We start from the raw sequence: 17,688 nt of genomic DNA, 5'->3' as shown, positions 1-17,688 counted from the left end.
GAAAGGACACCACCATGAACCGCCATCTTCTCGCCATCGCCACCATTGCTGCTGCCTTCGCCGCTGGCGCCGCCCAGGCCGGTGAAGCCGACTACGGCAGCAACCTGCCGCAGGCGCAAAGCCAGCGTGATCGCGCCGAAGTCCGCGCCGAGGCCGTGCAGGCCGCGCGCAACGCCACCACCGAGCAATCGGGCGACGCGAGCTACAGCAGCAACCTGCCGCAGTCGCAGGGCCAGCGTGACCGCGTTGCGGTCCGCGCCGAAGCCGCGCAGGCCGTGCGCCTGGGCCAGATTGCCCACGGCGAAGCCGCCATCTGAGCTGGAACAGCACTCGCTGCGATGAACGCCCCGCCCCGCGGGGCGTTTGTCATTGGAGGCGCACGAGCGCTTGTTCGGGAGCCTCGGGCAGCGGCGGGGCGGTGAAGGTCATTGCGCCAGCGGAGCCGCACGCGATGCGAACGCGAAGCGCGTCCCTGGGCTCACGCAGGCGAGCCGCGAGCAGTCGGGCGACCTGAACGTGCGAGGCGTCGTGGGGTGCCCCGATGGTCAACGTGCCTGCCGTGCCGAGCTCCGGAAGCGCCGGGTCACCGACCGCGTCGGTTGCGGCGGGGGTGCTGGGCAGCGAGAGCTGGAAGAACATGGCTGCAGGGATGTCGTTGGACCGGATCGCACTGTAACAAGCTGTCAGTCCCCGGCATCCCTCTCCGCACCGGCGGATCGACGGACGGCGCCCAAAAATTCACGCGCGGGATGGGGCCGCTGTTGTGTTCAGGGCGCGTCTGCAATCGATGCAACCTGGCGGCGCCGCTTGAAATCCGGCACGCCGACCCCATGCTCTGCTCCGCCACGACATCACAACACCATGGCCGACAACAAGCAGACCCTTTCGTTCCAGGTCCGAGGTCGCGCAGCTGCTGCACCTCGTCACCCATTCCCTGTACTCGAACCAGGAGATCTTCCTGCGGGAGCTGATCTCCAATGCCTCCGACGCATGCGACAAGCTGCGCTTCGAGGCGTTGAACAACAGCGCCCTGTTCGAGGACACGCCGAACCTGGAAGTGCGCGTCGACTTCGACAAGCAGGCACGCACGCTCACCATCACCGACAACGGCATCGGCCTGTCGCAGCAGGAGGCGATCGACAACCTGGGCACCATCGCCAAGAGCGGCACCCGCGAGTTCATGAACCGCCTTTCGGGTGACCAGCGCGCCGACGCGCAGCTGATCGGCCAGTTCGGCGTCGGCTTCTACTCCGGGTTCATCGTTGCCGACCGCATCACCGTGGAATCGCGTCGCGCCGGGTTGCCTCCCGAGCAGGGTGTGCGCTGGGCGAGCACCGGCGCCGGCGACTTCGAGGTCGAGACCATCACCCGCGCCCAGCGCGGCACCAGCGTGACCCTGCACCTGCGCGAGGATGCGAGCGAGTACCTCTCCAGCTGGAAGCTCAAGGCGATCATCGCCAAGTACTCCGACCACATCTCGCTGCCGATCCTGATGCGCAAGGAGGAGTGGAAGGAGGGCGAGGACAACAAGGGCGGCGAGATGGTGCTCACCGACGAGTGGGAGACCGTCAACCAGGCCAGCGCGCTGTGGACCCGGCCCAAGAAGGACATCACCGCGGAGCAGTACGAGGCGTTCTACCAGCAGATCAGCCATGACCACGAGCCGCCGCTCGCGTGGTCGCACAACCGGGTGGAAGGCTCCACCGAGTACACGCAGCTGCTGTACATCCCGGCCAAGGCGCCGATGGATCTGTGGAACCGCGACAAGGCTGCCGGCGTGAAGCTGTACGTCAAGCGCGTGTTCATCATGGACGACGCCGAGGCGCTGATGCCGGTGTACCTGCGCTTCGTCAAGGGCGTCATCGACTCGGCCGACCTGCCACTGAACGTCAGCCGCGAGCTGCTGCAGGAAAGCCGCGACGTGCGCGCCATCCGCGAGGGCAGCACCAAGCGCGTGCTGTCGATGCTGGAGGACCTGGCGAAGCTGGAGAAGGACGAGGCTGCGTCACCCGCTGACAAGGCCAAGTACGGGAAGTTCTACGCCGAGTTCGGCGCCGTGCTCAAGGAAGGCCTGGGCGAGGACTTCGCCAACCGCGAGCGGCTGGCCAAGCTGCTGCGGTTCGCGTCCACGCAGTCCGATGCGGTGACCGTCTCGCTGGCCGACTACAAGGCCCGCATGAAGGAGGGCCAGGAGGCCATCTACTACATCACCGCCGAGACGCTGGCGGCGGCGAAGAACAGCCCGCAACTGGAAGTGTTCCGCAAGAAGGGCATCGAGGTGCTGCTGATGGCGGACCGCGTCGACGAGTGGGCCCTCAACTACCTGCAGGATTTCGACGGCACGCCGCTGCAGTCCGTGGCCAAGGGTGCGGTCGACCTGGGCAAGCTGCAGGACGAGGCGGAGAAGAAGAAGTCCGAGGAGGCCGCGGAGGCATTCAAGCCCGTGCTGGCCCGGCTGAAGGAGGCGCTGAAGGACAAGGCCGAGGATGTGCGCGTCACCAGCCGCCTGGTGGATTCGCCCGCGTGCCTGGTGGCCAGCGACGGCGGCATGAGCATGCAGCTCGCTCGCATGCTCAAGCAGGCCGGGCAGAAGGTGCCGGAAGCCAAGCCGGTGCTGGAGGTGAACCCCGAGCACGCGCTGGTGCGCAAGCTCGAAGGGTCGGTGCACTTCCACGACCTGGCGCAGATCCTGTTCGACCAGGCGCTGCTGGCCGAAGGCGGCCTGCCGGAAGATCCGGCGGCGTACGTCAAGCGCGTGAACGCGCTCCTGGCCTAGAGCGGATCGAAGCCTGCGTCCCGGCGGGCTTGCGCCGCAGCCTGCGATGCCAGCAGGTCGACACAGCGGGCGGCCGCATCGCGGTCGCTCGCGCGCGCACACACGGCGGCGGTGTAGATGGCCGCGAGGTCGTAGCCCTGCGGGAGTGCGCCGACCCACTGCACGCCGGGCGTGTCCAGGATCTCGGTGCGCTGCGTGCAGCCCACTACGCCCGACTCCCCGCTGGCGGCCATCTCGCGCATGGCGGTGGCGCCGTTCGGAAACTCGCGCAGGCGGCCAGCCATCTGCTCGCCGATGCCCAGGTCACGCAGCACCTTGGCCACGTGCTGGCCGGCGGTGGACTTGACGGTGTCGGGCACGTAGAGCGCACGCGCGTTCGACAGGAACGCGGCCAGGCTGCGGCCGTTGGTGATGTCGGGCCGCGACTCACCGGCGCGCACGCCGATGCCGGTGGGGACGCGACCGACCGGACGCGCCGACCCGGGCACCACGTGACCCTGCTTCGTGAGTTCGGCGATGAGCGTGTCCGTCAGGATCAGCAGGTCGCACGGCGTGCCCGCCAGCAGCTTGTCACGCATCGCGCCGACGGCGCCGAAGCTGCCCTCGATGGCGACGTTGCGCTGCGCGAGTTGCGCCGACAACGCGCGCACCAGGCCATGCGCCGCGCCGCCGCTGATCACCTGCACTGTCTGCATCGTCAGTCCGCCTTGATGTTGGCCGCGCGGATCAACTTCGTCCACTTGGCGATGTCGTCCTGCAAATACTTGTCGAAAGTGGCCGGGTCCATGACGAGCGCGGTGGCACCCTGCTGGGCCCAGGCCTGCTGGACGTCGGACTGGCTGGTGATCCTGCTGATGGCCGTGTTCAGCCGCGTGACCACGTCGGCGGGCGTGCCCCTGGGCGCCAGCACGCCGAGCCAGATCGTCGCTTCGTAACCCGGCACGCCGGACTCGTCGACCGTCGGCACGTCGGGCAGCACGGCCGAGCGCTTCCTGCCCGTGGTGGCGATCGCCTTGACCTTGCCGCCCTTCACCTGTTCGGCCATGGTGGTCACGGCATCGAACATCAGGTCGACCTGGCCGCCGATCACGTCGGTGCGCGCACCCGAACTGCCCTTGTACGGCACGTGCACGATCGACGTGCCCGTCATGCTCTTGAACAACTCGCCGGCCATGTGGTACGGCGTGCCCGTGCCCGACGATGCGTAGTTCAGCTTGCCCGGCCGCTCCTTCGCCAGCTTGACCAACTGCTGCACGTTGGAGGCAGGCACCGAGGGATGTGCCACCAGCACCAGGTCCGAGTAGTTGATCGGCGCCACGGCCACGAAGTCGCGCGTGAGGCTGTACGGCTTGTTGGCCACCAGCGTCTCGTTGACCGTGTGCGTGTTGGACATCAGCAGCAGCGTGTAGCCGTCGGGCGGCGACTTGGCCACCTGGTCGGTGCCGATCACGGCGCCCGCCCCGGGCTTGTTCTCCACCACGAACGGCTGCCCGAGCTGCTCGCCTAGCCGCTGCGCCAGGAAGCGCGCGTACACGTCCGCGGGGCCGCCGGTGGCGTAAGGCACGATGACCTTCACGGGCCGGCTGGGCCAGGCCTGCGCGGCCGCCGATCCGGCGGTGACGAGGGCCACCGATGCGATGGCGACGACACGTTGCAGCTTGGACAGCATGGAGCCTCCTGCCGGGATCGTTGGTTATTCGACCTTGCCGATCTTGTGCACCACGTCGTGCATGCGACGCACGTCGTCCTGGACGTACTTCTCGAAATCCGGCGTGTCCTGGAACATCACCGGGCTGCCCGCATTGCCGATCACCTCGCGCACCTTCGGATCGTTGCCCGCTGCGCGAGCCGCAGCACGCAGCCGCTGCGCGACCGGCTCGGGCACGCCGGCGGGGATGAACAGGCCGGACCACTGCGCGTACTCGGCGTTGTAGCCGGAGTCCTTCAGCGACGGCACGTTGGGCAGTGCTTCGAGGTGGCCGTTGCCCCAGTGGGCCAGCACGCGCAGCTTGCCGCCCTTGACGTGCTGCAGCACGGTGGCCGGCCCGGTGGACACCGCGTCGATCTGGCCGCCGAGCAGGGCGACGATCGCGGGGCCTGCGCCCGTGAAGGGCACGTGCGTCATCTTGATTCCGGCGTTCTGCGCCAGGATTTCCATCGGCACGTGCATGGTGCCGTAGTTGCCCGACGAGCCGTAGTTGATGGCGCCCGGCCGCTTCTTCGCGTCGTCGACAAAATCCTTCACCGTCTTCCACGGAGCGTCGGCCCGAACCGCCAGCACGGTGGGGTCGGCGGTGAAGCGGGCGATGGGGCGCAGCGCCTGGTAGCTGTACATCTGCTGCCGGCCGATGATGGCGTCGGCCTCCGGCAGCACGCTGTACGACGATAGCGCCATCACGATGGTGTAGCCGTCGGGCGGCGCCTTGGCGGCCGCGGCGAGGCCGATGCCACCACCTGCACCGCCCCTGTTCTCGATCACCACCGGCTGGCCGAGGTTGCGCGACATGGCCTCGGCGACCGGACGCCCCACCGTGTCCGCCAGCCCACCGGGCGGGAACGGAACGATCATGGTGATGGGCCTGGTCGGGAAGGTAGCCTGGGCGGCAGCGAGGCCGCTCGTGGCAAGCAGGACCGCAGTGAGGGCGGCGCGACGATGCATACGGGAACTCTCCTTGGAACGCGTTAGCATGCTACGTTGAACCTCCACCCTCCCAGAGAGTTTTCCCCATGAAGATCGCCGCCTATCTCGACCGGGGCCGTCCCTGCGTCGGCATCGTCTCCTCCGACCTGCAGAGCGTGCTGCCGGTCGACCTGCCGCCCGAGGCGGCCAGCCGCGGCGCGCTGCCGCTCGTGGAGCTGGTGGCCGCCGGCAAGCCGCTGCCGCCCACCGGTGCCCCCGTCGCCCTGGCGGCCGTGCAGCTGACCGCGCCGATCCCGCAGCCGCGCCGCAACATCTTCTGCGTCGGCAAGAACTACCACGCGCACGCGAAGGAGTTCGCGGGCAGCGGCTTCGACAGCAGCGCGAAGGCAGGCGGCGACATCCCGACGGTGCCGATCTACTTCACCAAGGTCCCCGAATGCGTGGTCGGTCCGACCGACGACATCGTGGTGCCGCGCGGCGTGTCCGATGCCATCGACTACGAGGTCGAGCTGGCCGTCATCATCGGCAAGGGCGGCAAGGGCATCCGCAAGCAGGACGCACTGGACCACGTCTGGGGCTACACCGTGATCAACGACGTCACGGCGCGTGACTGGCAGAGCCGCCACATGCAGTGGCTGCTCGGCAAATCCTTCGACACCTTCTGCCCCATGGGCCCGTGGCTGGTGAGCGCGGACGAGTGCGACGGGACGAAGACGCGCGTGCGCACCTGGGTGAACGGCGAGCTGCGGCAGGATGCGGTCACGCCCGACCTGATCTTCGACATTCCGACGCTCATCGAAACGCTGTCGGCAGGCATCACGCTGTACCCCGGCGACATCATCGCGACCGGCACGCCCGTGGGCGTGGGCATCGGCTTCAAGCCGCCGCGTTATCTCAAGCCCGGCGATGTCGTGCGGATGGAGATCGACGGCATCGGCGTGCTGGAGAACCCCGTCCGCTGACGCATCCCGACACACCGGGCGCCGACCGAAGCACGGAGAATTCCCGCATGCACGTCATCCGTTCGCCGCGCGCGTTGCTCCTCGCAGGTCCATTGCTCCTGGCGGGCTGCGGCAGTATCGGGGCGGGTGCCGGCATTTCGGTGCCGGTGGGACCCGTCTCGGTGGGCATCGGCGGCGGCACGGGTGGCCTGTCCGTCGGCGTCGGGACTGGCGTGGGGCCGCTGGGCGTCGGCGTTGGCGTGAACCAGAGTGGCCAGGTCACCGGTGGCGCGGGCGTGGGCGCCAGCGTGCCGATCGGCAATGGTCCCGCAAGGGCCGGCGTCGGCGTCGGCACCGGGACGGTGTTGTACGACCCGAAGAACCACATCGCCCCGGTCCTTCCTCCGGACCAGGCAGGACAGGCCGCACCGACGGCCTCGCAGCAGACCGCTCACTGACGCTGCGTTCCGTCGTGGTGCTTGGCGATCAGGCGACCAGTGGCGGCTCGGCCATGGCCTCGAGCTGTTCTTCCAGCATCTGCACCTGGCCCTTCCAGTAGTCGCTGGTGCCGAACCAGGGGAAGGCCGCGGGGAAGGCCGGGTCGTCCCAGCGACGTGCCAGCCAGGCGCCGTAGTGAACGAGACGCAAGGTGCGCAGCGGCTCGATGAGGGCCAGTTCGGCGCGATCGAAGTCGCGCACCTGCTCGTAGCCGTCCAGCAGCGCGCCCAGCTGCCGCTGGCGTTGCGCGCGCTCGCCGGAAAGCAGCATCCAGAGATCCTGGACGGCGGGGCCGGTGCGGGCGTCGTCGAGGTCCACGAAGTGCGGGCCTGCATCGGGCACCCACAGGATGTTGCCGGGGTGGCAGTCGCCGTGCAGGCGCAGAAGGGAGAAGTGCGGCGAATAGCCGTGTCCGGATGTGGCACCCAGTGCGTGCGCCACCGCCTGCAGTGCCGCATCGCAGGTGCCACGCCAGGCGGCTTCCACGTCAAGCGGGATCGCCTGGTGCGTCAGCAGCCAGTCGCGCGAGGCCGTGCCGAACGACGCGAGGTCCAGCATCGGCCGGTGCTCGAACGGGCGCGCGCTGCCGACGGTGTGGATGCGGCCGAGGTAGCGGCCGATCCACTCGAGGACCTCCTCATCATCGAGCTCGGGGGCCCGGCCGCCGCGACGGGGGCTGATGCTGAACGCGAACCCGCCATGGTGGTGCAGCGTCGCACCTTCGATGCGCAGGGGCGCCACCGCGGGCACTTCCGCTGCGGCGAGCTCCTCGGCGAACGCATGCTCCTCGAGGATCGCGGCGTCGCTCCAGCGATCGGGTCGGTAGAACTTGGCCACCACGTCGCCGTGGCCCTGCACGGGCTCTTCCAGCTGCACCTGGTAGACGCGGTTCTCGTACGAACTCAGGCCCATCAGGCGGCCGTCGCCGAACACGCCGACCGACGCGAGTGCGTCCAGCACCGCGTCGGGCGTGAGGGAGTCGTAGGGATGCAGGCCGGCCATGAGGGATTGTCGGCCGCTCGGAGGGTCAGGCCTCAGACGAGGTTGACCTGGACCTCGATGTTGCCGCGCGTCGCGTTGGAATACGGGCACACCCGGTGCGCGGCGTCGAGCAGTTGCCTCGCCTCGGCACGGTCCATGCCGGGCAGTTTCACGTTCAGGCGCACCGCGATGCCATAGGCCTGGCCGACGGGCCCCAGGTCCACTTCGGCGTCGATGGACAGGTCCTGCGGCAGCGTGATCTTCTGCTTGCCGGCGACCGCCTTCATGGCGCCGATGAAGCAGGCCGAGTAGCCGGCCGCGAACATCTGCTCGGGATTGGTGCCCTGGCCGGCGCCGCCGGGCGAGCTGAGCTTCACGTCGAGGCGGCCGTCGTCGCTGCGCGACTGGCCGTCACGGCCTCCGGTGGTGTGGGCGCGCGCCGTGTAGAGGACTTTGTCGAGCTTGTTCATGGAGTTGCCTTTCGAGGTGGGACGGGAGATGGCGCGGATCAGGCAGCGAGCCGATCGCGCAGCGACTGGATCTGGCGCGTCAGCTGCACCAGCTCCTGCACGGGGCACTGCGACGCCTGCACGACGCAGCCGGGGATCTTCTCGGCCGAGGCGCGCAGCTTGCGCCCGGCCGCGGTGAGGCTCACATGCACGCGGCGCTCGTCGTGCGTGGCGCGCACGCGGACCACCAGCCCGGCAGCTTCCAGGCGCTTGAGCAAGGGCGTGAGCGTGCCCGAATCGAGGCGCAACCGTTCGCCGAGCTGCGACACCGACAGGCCGTCTTCCTCCCACAGGGCCAGCATGGCCAGGTACTGCGGGTAGGTGAGGCCCAGCTCGTCGAGCCACGGCTTGTAGAGCTTGGTCATCGCTAGCGACGCGGAGTACAAGGCAAAGCAAAGCTGGTTGTCCAGGCGCAGGGCTTGCGAGGAGGTGGCGGCCTTGGCGCGTTGCATGGACGTGATCATAGCGCCCAATCCAATTGTGCGCAATTGATCTGCCACGTCGGCCGGGACGCGGACCCGAACCCGGCTTAGGATTCTTTTAGGAAAAACTTAGGCGATTCTTCAGAACGCGCCCGGAGCGCGATCCCTAGGATGCACGGCGTGGCAGGCAAGGCCCACGAAGCCGCCGCCCGACAACCCCCATCCAAGGAACCCCAGCCATGAAGATCGACCTCCAGGAACTCCAGCAACTCGCCGCCGTGCAGCCGCGCGAGGACATGTACGCCGCCATCCACAAGGCCTTGCGGGCCTTCATGGCGGACACGCTGCTCGCGCTCGGCCGTGTCGACGTCGACGATGACGCGGATCTGGCGCGCGTCACCGGCCAGGTGGTCGACCTCGTCGACTTCTGCCTGTCCCACCTGCAGCACGAGAACGCCTTCGTGCACACCGCCATCGAGGCCCGCGCCCCGGGTGCCAGCGCCGCAATCGCGCACGACCACATCGACCATGAGCGGGAGATCGCAGAACTGCGTTCCGCCGCGCAGGACCTGCGGCAGCTCGAGGCGGCGCTGCGCCCGGCCGCGGCGCACGGGCTGTATCGCGCGCTGGCCGTGTTCGTCGCCGAGAACATGCTGCACATGAACGTGGAGGAAACCGCGCACAACGCCTTGCTCTGGTCGCGCTACACCGACGTGGAACTGCGTGCCATCCACGACGCGCTGGTGGCGTCGATTCCGCCACAGGAGCTGATGCTCGGCCTGCGCTGGATGCTGCCCTTCATGACACCGCGCGAACGCCTGGGCATGTTGACGGGCATCCGCGCCCAGGCGCCGGCTCCAGCTTTCGCGGCGATCCTGGACGTCGTGCGCCCGCATCTCGGCGAGCGGGAGTGGGCGAAGCTGGCGCGCGGCCTCGGCATCGACGCGGTGCCCGGACTCACGGCGGGCTGAGGGCGCTCAGGCTTCGGCGAGCTGCAGCGCGCGGCCGACGACCAGCCGGAAGCGGCCGCGGCCCGTCTTCTCGATGCGCAGGTGCGGTCCGTGTTCCTGCAGCCGCCGCTGCAGCAGCAGCAACCGTGCCTCGAGGTTGTCGGTGACGTCCGGCAGGCCGAGCGTCGGGTCCAGGCGCAGCTCGCGGTTGCTGAAGTCGGTGCGGCCCTGCTGCACGTGATCGCGCGCCAGCTTCCACAGGATGGCGCCGGCCACGCCCTTGATCAGGTAGGCGTCGTCGATAAAGATGCTGTCGTTGGCCTGGAAGCGGCGCAGGCGCATCGCGCCACGCGGCGCAGGTGGAGCCACGACCGGTGCCGCCGACACCGTTTCGGCTTCACCGGCGACCTGCAGCAGTTCCATCGCGGCGCCGAGGTGGCTGGCAAGCGCCACCAGCGCATCCTCATCCTCGAAGCCGAACTCCAGGTCGCGCGGGCTCTCCGCGACCAGCACACCAAGCAGGCGGCCCATCGAGAGGATCGGCACGGCCAGCTGGCTGTGCGGCCGCGCCAGCCCCGGATAGGGAATCTCGTTGGCCGGCGCATGGGCCGAGCCGGCATCGACGCTGCTGCGAAGGGCCTGCGAATAGGAGGCCGCGGTGGTCACGTGCGAGATGCGCACCGGCACGCGTTCGCGTGCCGCCACGCCGATCACGCCCTGGCCGACCAGGATCTCCGAGCCCACCCCCGACGTCGGATAGCCGCAGCTCGCCACCGTGTACAGCCGCTGGTGCTTGGCATCCAGCACCAGCACCATGGCGTGCCGGATGCCCAGGCCGTCACTCAGCGTGGCGAGGACTGCATCGAGGGCGCCATCCAGCGTCGTGCTGCGGGCCAGCCGCTCGGCCCCTGCGCGCAGCGCGGCCAGGCGCCCCGGCGATGCGGCCGGCGCGGGCAGCGGCTCGCCGGGCACGGCTTCCACCAGCTCCACTTCGTAGATGTCGGAGCCGAGCAGCTTGAACACGCCGTCCATGCCGCTGTGCGAAGCGATGCCCGCCAGCTGCGCCTTCATGCGCTCGAACACCGCGCCAGTCGACTCGGTGCGCAGGTAGCGCAGGTGCAAGCGAAACAGCCCGGCGGTGCGCGGATGGATCAGCATCGCGGTGGCGCGCGGGTTGGCCAGGATGTTGTGCCGCGTCTTGTTGAAGAACTGGAACGACAGCGCCACGTGGCTCTCGTCGACGAAGAACACCTGCGAGAGGTAGGCGACGTTGGGCACGCCCTGCGCGTCCGAGGTGGCCAGCACCGCCGGGATGGCGCCTTCCAGGCAGTCGCGGATGTCGCACAGGCGCACGGCGTTCATCCGCCCTCCAGCGACTTGCCGGCACGCGGGCCGGGCGTCTGGTCGAACGCCTCCTGCGGCGTGAAGGTCACGGCCACGACGTCCTCGAGCCGGTGCGCGAGCATGGCGCGGGTGAGCGGCGGGGGAAGCCGACGCGCGCAATCTCGTGTTCCATCGACGCGAGATACCGGGCAAGCACTTCGCGATCACTGTCGGTCGCCGGGCGCAGCGTTGCCGCGCTCGCCTTCAGCTGCACGCTGCGGTGGGTGGATGGCTCGCTGAAGACGACGGCCAGGCGCCCAGTGCTGGCGATGTCCTGCAGCAGCTGCCCCGACTGGCTGCGCGCCAGGTAGACGGTGATGCGCGAACCGTCGGGTGCGACGTCGCTGCCGACCGCGCGCATCAGGCTGGGCCGCAGCTGGGCATCGCGCGAGGCGACGTTGACCGACACGCCGCGCACCATCATCGCGAGCACGTCGGCGGACAACAGTGGCGCAGGCTGGGTCATTTGGCGAAGCGGCGGCGGGTGAGGGCGAGCGCGACCCAGAACGCCACCAGGGCATAGGCGGCCAGGATGGCGGCGCTGCGCCATGGATTTTCCGGCCAGCGGTCCAGGAACATGGGGCGCACCAGTTCCACCGCGTTGGTGAGCGGCAGCCACTCCGACGCCACCCGCAGCGGCGCAGGCAGCTGGTCGCGCGGGAAGAACACGCCGGACAGGAACATCATCGGAGTGAGGAACAGGGTGAAGTAGTAGGCGAAGAAATCGTAGCTTTTCGCGAGGGCGGTGAAGATCAGGGCGATGGCCGAGAACGTCAGGCCCGCCCCGAGCAGGATGGCCCAGGCCACCAGCAGGCGCGGGCTGTGGCTGATGCCCAGGGCGAGCATGACGACGAGGATGGCACTCACCGTGAAGATCGCCTTGAAGCCGGCCCACAGCACCTCGGCCAGCACCACGTCGTCCAGCCGGATCGGCGCATTCATGATGCCGTCCCAGGTCTTCTGCACGTGCATGCGGGAGAAGGCCGAATAGAGGGCCTCGAACGAGGCTGCATTCATCGCGCTCATGCAGATCGAGCCGCTGGCGAGGAACACGATGTAGGGCACGCGTTCGCCATGCAGCTGCACCTGGCCGACGAGCGCGCCCATGCCATAGCCGAACGCCAGCAGCCACATCAGCGGCTCGGCGATGTTGCCCAGCAGGCTGGGGATGGCGAGCTTGCGCCACACCAGCAGGTGGCGCTGGAACACCGGCCACCAGCGGGTGGACAGGTCGGGGGCACGCCAATGGCTCGGTCGCATCAGCCCTCCTCGCGGATCTGTCGGCCGGTGAGCTTGAGGAACAGATCCTCGAGGTTCGCGGGCCGGTGCAGCACGCCGATGCCGTCGCGCGCATGCAGGGCGCGCAGCAACGGCTGCGCATCCTGGGTGTAGAAGAACACGGTCTCGCCGCTCACTTCGACACGGCCCGCCAGCGACTTCAGCTCCGACTGCGCCAGGTCGGCGGCGCCGGCGCCATAGGCTTCGACCACGTCGGGCTCCAGGTGCTGCGCGATCAGCTCGCGCGGCGTGCCGTCGGCGATCTTGCGGCCGTGGTCCAGCACCAGCAGTCGCGAGCACAGCCGCTCGGCTTCGTCCATGAAGTGGGTGGTGAGCAGGATCGACTTGCCCTGTTGCAGCAGGAGCTGCAACCGTTCCCACATCAGGTGGCGCGCCTGCGGATCGAGGCCGGTGGTCGGTTCATCGAGCAGCAGCAACTGCGGATCGTTGACCAGCGCGCGGGCCAGCGACAGCCGTCGGCGCATGCCACCCGACAGCTCCGCCGGCTTCGCATCGGCCTTGTGCGAGAGCGCCGCGAATTCCAGCAGGCGCGGGATGCGCTCGCGGATGGCAGCGTCCTTCATGCCGAAGTAGCGGCCGTACACCAGCAGGTTCTCGGCGCAGCTGAAGTCCGGATCGAGCGAGTCGAACTGGCTCACGACGCCCACCTGGCCCTTGATCGCCAGCGCCTCGTCGGGCATGGGCAGGCCGAATGCGGTGACGCTGCCCTCGTCGGGCGGCGTGAGTCCGAGGCAGATGCGGATCGTGGTGGTCTTGCCGGCGCCGTTGGGGCCGATGACCCCGAGGCATTCGCCGGGGGCGATGGTGAACGAGAGGTCATCGACAACGGTGGTGTCACCGTAGCGTTTGCGCAGGTGCCGGGCGTCGAAGAGCGGCGGGGCCAGGGCCATCGCGGCATTGTGTCGCAGCAGGTCCCCCGGGCGCATGCCGCCGCCGCTTAGAATTTTTTCCCTTCCCAGCGGAGCCCACGCGCTTGTCCACACCGTTCGCCATCCGGCAGCAATACATGCTGCCCAAGAAGCTGCTCACCGTCCTGATGGGCCGCCTGGCCGGCATGCGCGGGGGCAGCCTCACGCATGCGCTGGTCCGGCGCTTCATCGCCCAGTACGGCGTGAACATGGCCGAAGCGGCCGATCCGCGCATCGAGAGCTACGCCACCTTCAACGACTTCTTCACGCGGCCCCTGCGCGAAGGCGCGCGGCCGATCGCCGACGCCGACCTGGTGTGCCCGGTCGACGCGGCCATCAGCCAGTTCGGGCCGATCGAGCACGACCAGATCTTCCAGGCCAAGGGCCACAGCTACTCGACGGCCGCGCTGCTCGGCGGTGACGCGGCGCTGGCGGCGCGCTTCGATCACGGCCACTTCGCGACGCTGTACCTCGCGCCCAAGGACTACCACCGCATCCACATGCCGTGCGACGGCCGCCTGGTGCGCATGGTCTACGTGCCCGGCGACCTGTTCTCGGTCAATCCGCTGACGGCGCGCCACGTGCCCGGCCTGTTCGCGCGCAACGAGCGCGTCGTCTGCGTGTTCGACACCGCCTTCGGCCCGTTCGTGAACGTCCTGGTGGGGGCCACCATCGTCGGCAGCATGGCCACGGTGTGGCACGGCGTGGTGAACCCGCCGCGCACGCACGACGTGCGCCGCTGGGACTACGCGGGCCGCGACATCGTGCTGCGCAAGGGCGAGGAGATGGGGCGGTTCCTGCTCGGATCGACGGTGGTCATGCTGTTCCCGAAGGACATCGTGACCTTCAACGCCGACTGGGCGCCGACGCGTTCGGTGCGCCTGGGCGAAGCGATGGGCACCGTCGCGGGCGGCATGAGCCCGCTCTAGCGAGCGACGTCTTACTGGAACGCGACTTCGTCGAAGCTGCGCAGCTTGCGGCTGTGCAGGCGCTGGCTGCCGCCGGCGCGCAGGATCTCGATGGCGCGCATGCCGATGCGCAGGTGCTGGTCGACCCGCTCGCGGTAGAACTGGTTGGCCATGCCCGGCAGCTTGATCTCGCCGTGCAGCGGCTTGTCGCTCACGCACAGCAGGGTGCCGTAGGGAACGCGGAAGCGGAAGCCGTTGGCGGCGATGGTGGCGCTTTCCATGTCCAGGGCCACCGCGCGGCTCTGGCTGAAACGGCGCTGCGGCTCGTTGCCCGGCAGCAGCTCCCAGTTGCGGTTGTCGGTGCTCGCCACCGTGCCGGTGCGCATGATGCGTTTCAGGTCCGCGCCTTCGGTGCGCGTGACGTCGCCCACGGCCTTCTCCAGCGCCAGCTGGATTTCGGCCAGCGCCGGAATCGGCACCCAGATCGGCAGTTCCTCGTCGAGCACATGGTCCTCGCGCACGTAGGCGTGGGCGAGCACGTAGTCGCCCAGCTGCTGGCTGCTGCGCAGGCCCGCGCAGTGGCCGAGCATCAGCCACGCATGCGGGCGCAGCACCGCGATGTGGTCGGTGATCGTCTTCGCGTTCGCCGGGCCGACGCCGATGTTGACCATGCTGATGCCCGAGTGGTCGGAGCGGATCAGGTGGTAGGCGGGCATCTGGGGCAACCGCGGTGGCGCCGCGCCGCTGCCGGCACCGGCCGGCTTCGATCCCGCGCGCCAGGTGACCACGTTGCCCGGTTCGACGAAGGCGACGTAGGGGCTGTCGGCCTTGGCCATCTCCTCGTGCCCGAGCCGCACGAATTCGTCGATGTAGAACTGGTAGTTGGTGAACAGCACGAAATTCTGGAACCACTCCGGCGCGGTGCCGGTGTAGTGGCGCAGCCGGTGCAGCGAGTAGTCGACGCGTGCCGCGGTGAACAGCGAAAGCGGCTGCGGTTCGCCGGGTCGCGATGACCACGTGCCATTGGCGATGCCGTCGTCCATCGCCGCCAGGTCGGGCAGGTCGAACAGGTCGCGCAGCATCGCGCGTCGCGCGGGTGTGAGCGTGCCTTCGATGTGGTCGTTCTCCGCGAAGGAGAAGTGCACCGGGATCGGCTCGTGGCTGGTGCCGACCTCCAGTTCCACGCCGTGGCTTTGCCGCAGCAGGCGGAACTGCTCGAGGTAGTAGTTCGCGTAGAGATCGGGACGCGTGAGCGTGGTCTCGAAACGGCCCGCGCCGGCAACGAATCCGTAGCTCAGTCCCAGGTTCTCCAGCACGGCCTGCGGGACCGCCGTTTCGGTGTGGATGCGAACGTAGGGATAGAACGCGCGCACGTGGCCGGGCAGGGTATCGCCCGCGACGAAGCGCTGCATCGCCGTTCGCAGGTGCCCGATCTGCTGTTCGTAGATGGTGCGCACCTGGGCAAGTGCACTCTCCGGATTGCTGTGGCGCGTGGGCTCGATGGCAGGCGGCGTGAACGGCATGCGTCATTGTGCAATGCCACGTGGAACGCCCCTACACGCCCGCGTTTTGCAGGCCCTCACGGGCGTACGCCAGCGTCCTACAAAGCGTAACGAACCAACCTGACGTTACAAATTTGGCCCAGCGGCGACAGTCACTCACCGGCGATTGAACCGAGAACTTGAAGAAGGAAAGAGCATGACGACAGCAGCGTTGGCCGCGAATCCGTTCGCCCTGATGATGGATCCGGAGGCCGTGCGGGAGATGATCGACAAGTCCGAGCAGCTCTCCAAACTGAGCCAGCGGCAATGCCATCCCCTGGATCGGGCCGTGATCCGCAGCGCCAGCGCCGAACTGGCCGCCTACGACTCGAAGATCGATCGCACCACGATCTACCTGCCCCCCGAGGAAGACACCAAGGCTGCGCCGCTCACCCGCACCTATTCGCGCCCCTACAACTGAAACCCGGTCCCTCAGGGAGGGCCCCGCAGAAGCGGTCCGATGCGAAGGCATCGGGCCGTTTTTTTGCTCAGCGCGTCGGCTCGCGCATGGTGACGAACTCCTCCGCGATGGTCGGGTGGATGCCGATGGTGCGGTCGAACACGGCCTTGGTCGCGCCGGCCTGCATTGCCACTGCAAAGCCCTGCACGATCTCGCCGGCATCCGGACCCACCATATGCAGTCCGAGAACGCGGTCGGTGGCCGCATCCACCACGAGCTTCATCAGGCACCGTTCGATGCTGCCGGACAGGGTGTGCTTGAGCGCCTTGAAGTCGGTGCGGTAGATGGTGACTTCGGCGACCCGCTCGCGGGCCTGCTGCTCGGTGAGGCCCACGGTGCCGATGTTCGGGTGCGTGAACACCGCCGTCGGGATGTTGTCGTAATCCATGCTGCGCCGGCCTTCGCCGAACAGGTGGTCGACCACCGCCATCGCCTCCGCCAGCGCCACCGGCGTGAGCTGCACGCGGTTGGTCACGTCGCCGACGGCAAAGATCGAGGGCGCGGAGGTGCGCAGTTGCGCGTCGACCTCGATCGCGCCCGCCTTCCCCTGGCGGACGCCCGCGGCTTCGAGACCGAGTCCGCTGACGTTGGGCACGCGGCCCGTGGCCAGCAGCACGGTGTCGGCGGCCAGGCTGTGGCCGTCGGCCAGCCGCACCTCGATGCCCTCGCCGGTGCGTGCCAACGAACGCACATCGGTGTGCAGCCGCAGGTCGATGCCGTGCTTGACCATCTCGGCCGCGATGAAGTGGCGCACCTCCTCGTCGAAGCCGCGCAGGATCTGTTCGCCCCGGTACAGCAGGTGCACCCGCGCGCCCAGGCCGCGGAAGATCGAGGCGAACTCGCAGGCGATGTAGCCGCCCCCGACCACCACCAGGCGCTGCGGGAACGGGTCGAGGTCGAACATGCTGTCCGAGCTCACGCCCAACTGCGCGCCCTCGATGTCGGGCACGACGGGCGTGCCACCGGTGGCGACCAGGATATGACGAGCGCTGAACCGCTCCGCCCCATGCGTGGTCTCGAGCATGACGGTATGCCCGTCCACCAGGCTCGCCCACCCGCGCAGGATGCGAACGCCGGCATCCTCCAGCAGGCGCTCGTAGACCTGGTTCAGCCGGCCGATCTCCCGCGCGCGGTTGGCCCGCAACCGATCCCAGTCGAAGTGGGCGTCGGCCTTCCAGCCGAAGCCGGCCGCATCGCGGAAGTCGTGCGCGTAGTGGGCGGCATAGCTGTACAGCTTCTTCGGGATGCAGCCCACGTTGACGCAGGTGCCGCCCAGGGCCGCGGCCTCCGCCAGCGCCACACGCGCGCCGCGCTGGGCCGCCATGCGCGCCGCGCGCACGCCGCCGCTGCCGCCGCCGATGACGAACAGGTCGAACTGGTGGGCATGGTCCATGGCAGCGTCCTTGGAAGGCGTGGAAGGTGGCGGCCATTGTGAGCCGCGACGCGAAGGCTCGCTGGCAAGCATGCGCCG

At 68.8% G+C, this 17,688-nt stretch carries 19 protein-coding genes and 1 pseudogene; 7 read left to right on the top strand and 13 right to left on the bottom strand.

Features of this window, described 5'->3' with window-relative positions; genetic code table 11:
- Nucleotides 1-14 precede the first annotated feature (14 nt).
- Nucleotides 15-317 (top strand): DUF4148 domain-containing protein, encoded by a 303-nt coding sequence (locus ACPWT1_RS02480; RefSeq protein WP_427913843.1) that lies wholly within the window; start codon nt 15-17, stop codon nt 315-317.
- Between the two features lie 49 nt (nt 318-366).
- On the opposite strand, the gene ACPWT1_RS02475 is transcribed toward ACPWT1_RS02480, so the two are convergent.
- Nucleotides 367-639 carry a hypothetical protein gene (locus ACPWT1_RS02475; RefSeq protein WP_427913842.1) on the bottom strand — a complete coding sequence of 91 codons (273 nt, stop codon included), beginning with the start codon at nt 637-639 and terminating at the stop codon, nt 367-369.
- 222 nt (nt 640-861) lie between these two features.
- On the opposite strand from ACPWT1_RS02475, the pseudogene htpG reads away from it, so the two are divergent.
- Nucleotides 862-2,776: pseudogene (gene htpG / locus ACPWT1_RS02470) on the top strand (molecular chaperone HtpG).
- Here the strand turns inward: htpG and ACPWT1_RS02465 are convergent.
- Genes ACPWT1_RS02465 through ACPWT1_RS02455 form a run of 3 tightly spaced genes read right to left on the bottom strand, consistent with a single transcriptional unit; the run spans nt 2,773 to nt 5,435 of the window.
- A complete protein-coding gene (locus ACPWT1_RS02465) occupies nt 2,773-3,471 on the bottom strand; it encodes a molybdate ABC transporter substrate-binding protein (protein WP_427913841.1) in 699 nt (232 codons plus the stop codon). The pseudogene htpG and the gene ACPWT1_RS02465 overlap by 4 nt on opposite strands.
- 2 nt (nt 3,472-3,473) lie before the next feature.
- Nucleotides 3,474-4,445: a tripartite tricarboxylate transporter substrate binding protein gene (locus ACPWT1_RS02460; protein WP_427913840.1), complete on the bottom strand. Its 972-nt coding sequence runs from the start codon at nt 4,443-4,445 to the stop codon at nt 3,474-3,476.
- 24 nt (nt 4,446-4,469) lie between these two features.
- Entirely contained in the window at nt 4,470-5,435 is a 966-nt protein-coding gene (locus ACPWT1_RS02455; RefSeq protein WP_427913839.1) for a Bug family tripartite tricarboxylate transporter substrate binding protein, read from the bottom strand.
- Between the two features lie 68 nt (nt 5,436-5,503).
- On the opposite strand from ACPWT1_RS02455, the gene ACPWT1_RS02450 reads away from it, so the two are divergent.
- Together ACPWT1_RS02450 and ACPWT1_RS02445 are read left to right on the top strand one after the other, a co-directional pair.
- On the top strand, nt 5,504-6,379 hold the full coding sequence (locus ACPWT1_RS02450; protein ID WP_427913838.1) for a fumarylacetoacetate hydrolase family protein: 876 nt from the start codon (nt 5,504-5,506) through the stop codon (nt 6,377-6,379).
- 47 nt (nt 6,380-6,426) lie between these two features.
- Nucleotides 6,427-6,816, top strand: coding sequence for a hypothetical protein (locus tag ACPWT1_RS02445; RefSeq protein WP_427913837.1), 390 nt, complete (start codon nt 6,427-6,429; stop codon nt 6,814-6,816).
- A 28-nt stretch (nt 6,817-6,844) separates the two neighbouring features.
- On the opposite strand, the gene ACPWT1_RS02440 is transcribed toward ACPWT1_RS02445, so the two are convergent.
- From ACPWT1_RS02440 to ACPWT1_RS02430, 3 genes are read right to left on the bottom strand one after another with little or no spacing between them, the layout of a single operon-like run.
- Nucleotides 6,845-7,858 carry a serine/threonine protein kinase gene (locus ACPWT1_RS02440; RefSeq protein WP_427913836.1) on the bottom strand — a complete coding sequence of 338 codons (1,014 nt, stop codon included), beginning with the start codon at nt 7,856-7,858 and terminating at the stop codon, nt 6,845-6,847.
- A 32-nt stretch (nt 7,859-7,890) separates the two neighbouring features.
- Entirely contained in the window at nt 7,891-8,307 is a 417-nt protein-coding gene (locus tag ACPWT1_RS02435) for an organic hydroperoxide resistance protein (RefSeq protein ID WP_427913835.1), read from the bottom strand.
- Nucleotides 8,308-8,345: 38 nt separating this feature from the next.
- Nucleotides 8,346-8,798 (bottom strand): MarR family winged helix-turn-helix transcriptional regulator, encoded by a 453-nt coding sequence (locus ACPWT1_RS02430; RefSeq protein WP_427913834.1) that lies wholly within the window; start codon nt 8,796-8,798, stop codon nt 8,346-8,348.
- Between the two features lie 209 nt (nt 8,799-9,007).
- Here ACPWT1_RS02430 and ACPWT1_RS02425 point away from each other — a divergent pair, with 209 nt between their 5' ends.
- Nucleotides 9,008-9,739 (top strand): hypothetical protein, encoded by a 732-nt coding sequence (locus ACPWT1_RS02425; protein WP_427913833.1) that lies wholly within the window; start codon nt 9,008-9,010, stop codon nt 9,737-9,739.
- A 6-nt stretch (nt 9,740-9,745) separates the two neighbouring features.
- Here ACPWT1_RS02425 and ACPWT1_RS02420 read toward each other — a convergent pair whose 3' ends face one another.
- The 4 genes from ACPWT1_RS02420 to ACPWT1_RS02405 all read right to left on the bottom strand — a co-directional run bounded on the left by ACPWT1_RS02420 (nt 9,746) and on the right by ACPWT1_RS02405 (nt 13,290).
- Nucleotides 9,746-11,080, bottom strand: a complete 1,335-nt coding sequence (locus ACPWT1_RS02420; protein WP_427913832.1) for a GAF domain-containing protein — start codon at nt 11,078-11,080, stop codon at nt 9,746-9,748.
- A gap of 67 nt (nt 11,081-11,147) precedes the next feature.
- On the bottom strand, nt 11,148-11,567 hold the full coding sequence (locus tag ACPWT1_RS02415; protein WP_427913831.1) for a hypothetical protein: 420 nt from the start codon (nt 11,565-11,567) through the stop codon (nt 11,148-11,150).
- Nucleotides 11,564-12,361: an ABC transporter permease gene (locus ACPWT1_RS02410; RefSeq protein ID WP_427913830.1), complete on the bottom strand. Its 798-nt coding sequence runs from the start codon at nt 12,359-12,361 to the stop codon at nt 11,564-11,566. The genes ACPWT1_RS02415 and ACPWT1_RS02410 overlap by 4 nt, the downstream gene beginning before the upstream one ends.
- Nucleotides 12,361-13,290: an ATP-binding cassette domain-containing protein gene (locus ACPWT1_RS02405; RefSeq protein WP_427913829.1), complete on the bottom strand. Its 930-nt coding sequence runs from the start codon at nt 13,288-13,290 to the stop codon at nt 12,361-12,363. Before ACPWT1_RS02405 ends, ACPWT1_RS02410 begins: the two co-directional genes overlap by 1 nt.
- 83 nt (nt 13,291-13,373) lie before the next feature.
- On the opposite strand from ACPWT1_RS02405, the gene asd reads away from it, so the two are divergent.
- The gene (gene asd / locus ACPWT1_RS02400; RefSeq protein WP_427913828.1) at nt 13,374-14,237 is read left to right on the top strand and encodes an archaetidylserine decarboxylase; all 864 of its coding nucleotides are present in this window, start codon (nt 13,374-13,376) and stop codon (nt 14,235-14,237) included.
- Between the two features lie 11 nt (nt 14,238-14,248).
- On the opposite strand, the gene ACPWT1_RS02395 is transcribed toward asd, so the two are convergent.
- Nucleotides 14,249-15,739, bottom strand: a complete 1,491-nt coding sequence (locus tag ACPWT1_RS02395; RefSeq protein WP_427913827.1) for an AMP nucleosidase — start codon at nt 15,737-15,739, stop codon at nt 14,249-14,251.
- 175 nt (nt 15,740-15,914) lie between these two features.
- Here ACPWT1_RS02395 and ACPWT1_RS02390 point away from each other — a divergent pair, with 175 nt between their 5' ends.
- The gene (locus ACPWT1_RS02390) at nt 15,915-16,178 is read left to right on the top strand and encodes a hypothetical protein (RefSeq protein WP_427913826.1); all 264 of its coding nucleotides are present in this window, start codon (nt 15,915-15,917) and stop codon (nt 16,176-16,178) included.
- 67 nt (nt 16,179-16,245) lie between these two features.
- On the opposite strand, the gene gorA is transcribed toward ACPWT1_RS02390, so the two are convergent.
- Complete coding sequence (gene gorA, locus ACPWT1_RS02385) at nt 16,246-17,610, bottom strand: glutathione-disulfide reductase (RefSeq protein ID WP_427913825.1); 1,365 nt, start codon at nt 17,608-17,610, stop codon at nt 16,246-16,248.
- Between the last annotated feature and the right edge of the window lie 78 nt (nt 17,611-17,688).

Source organism: Ramlibacter sp. MMS24-I3-19, assembly GCF_050320135.1.
Lineage (GTDB): Bacteria > Pseudomonadota > Gammaproteobacteria > Burkholderiales > Burkholderiaceae_C > Ramlibacter.
Note: the sequence above shows the minus strand (reverse complement) of the source record. Positions and strands in the feature narration are given on the sequence as shown.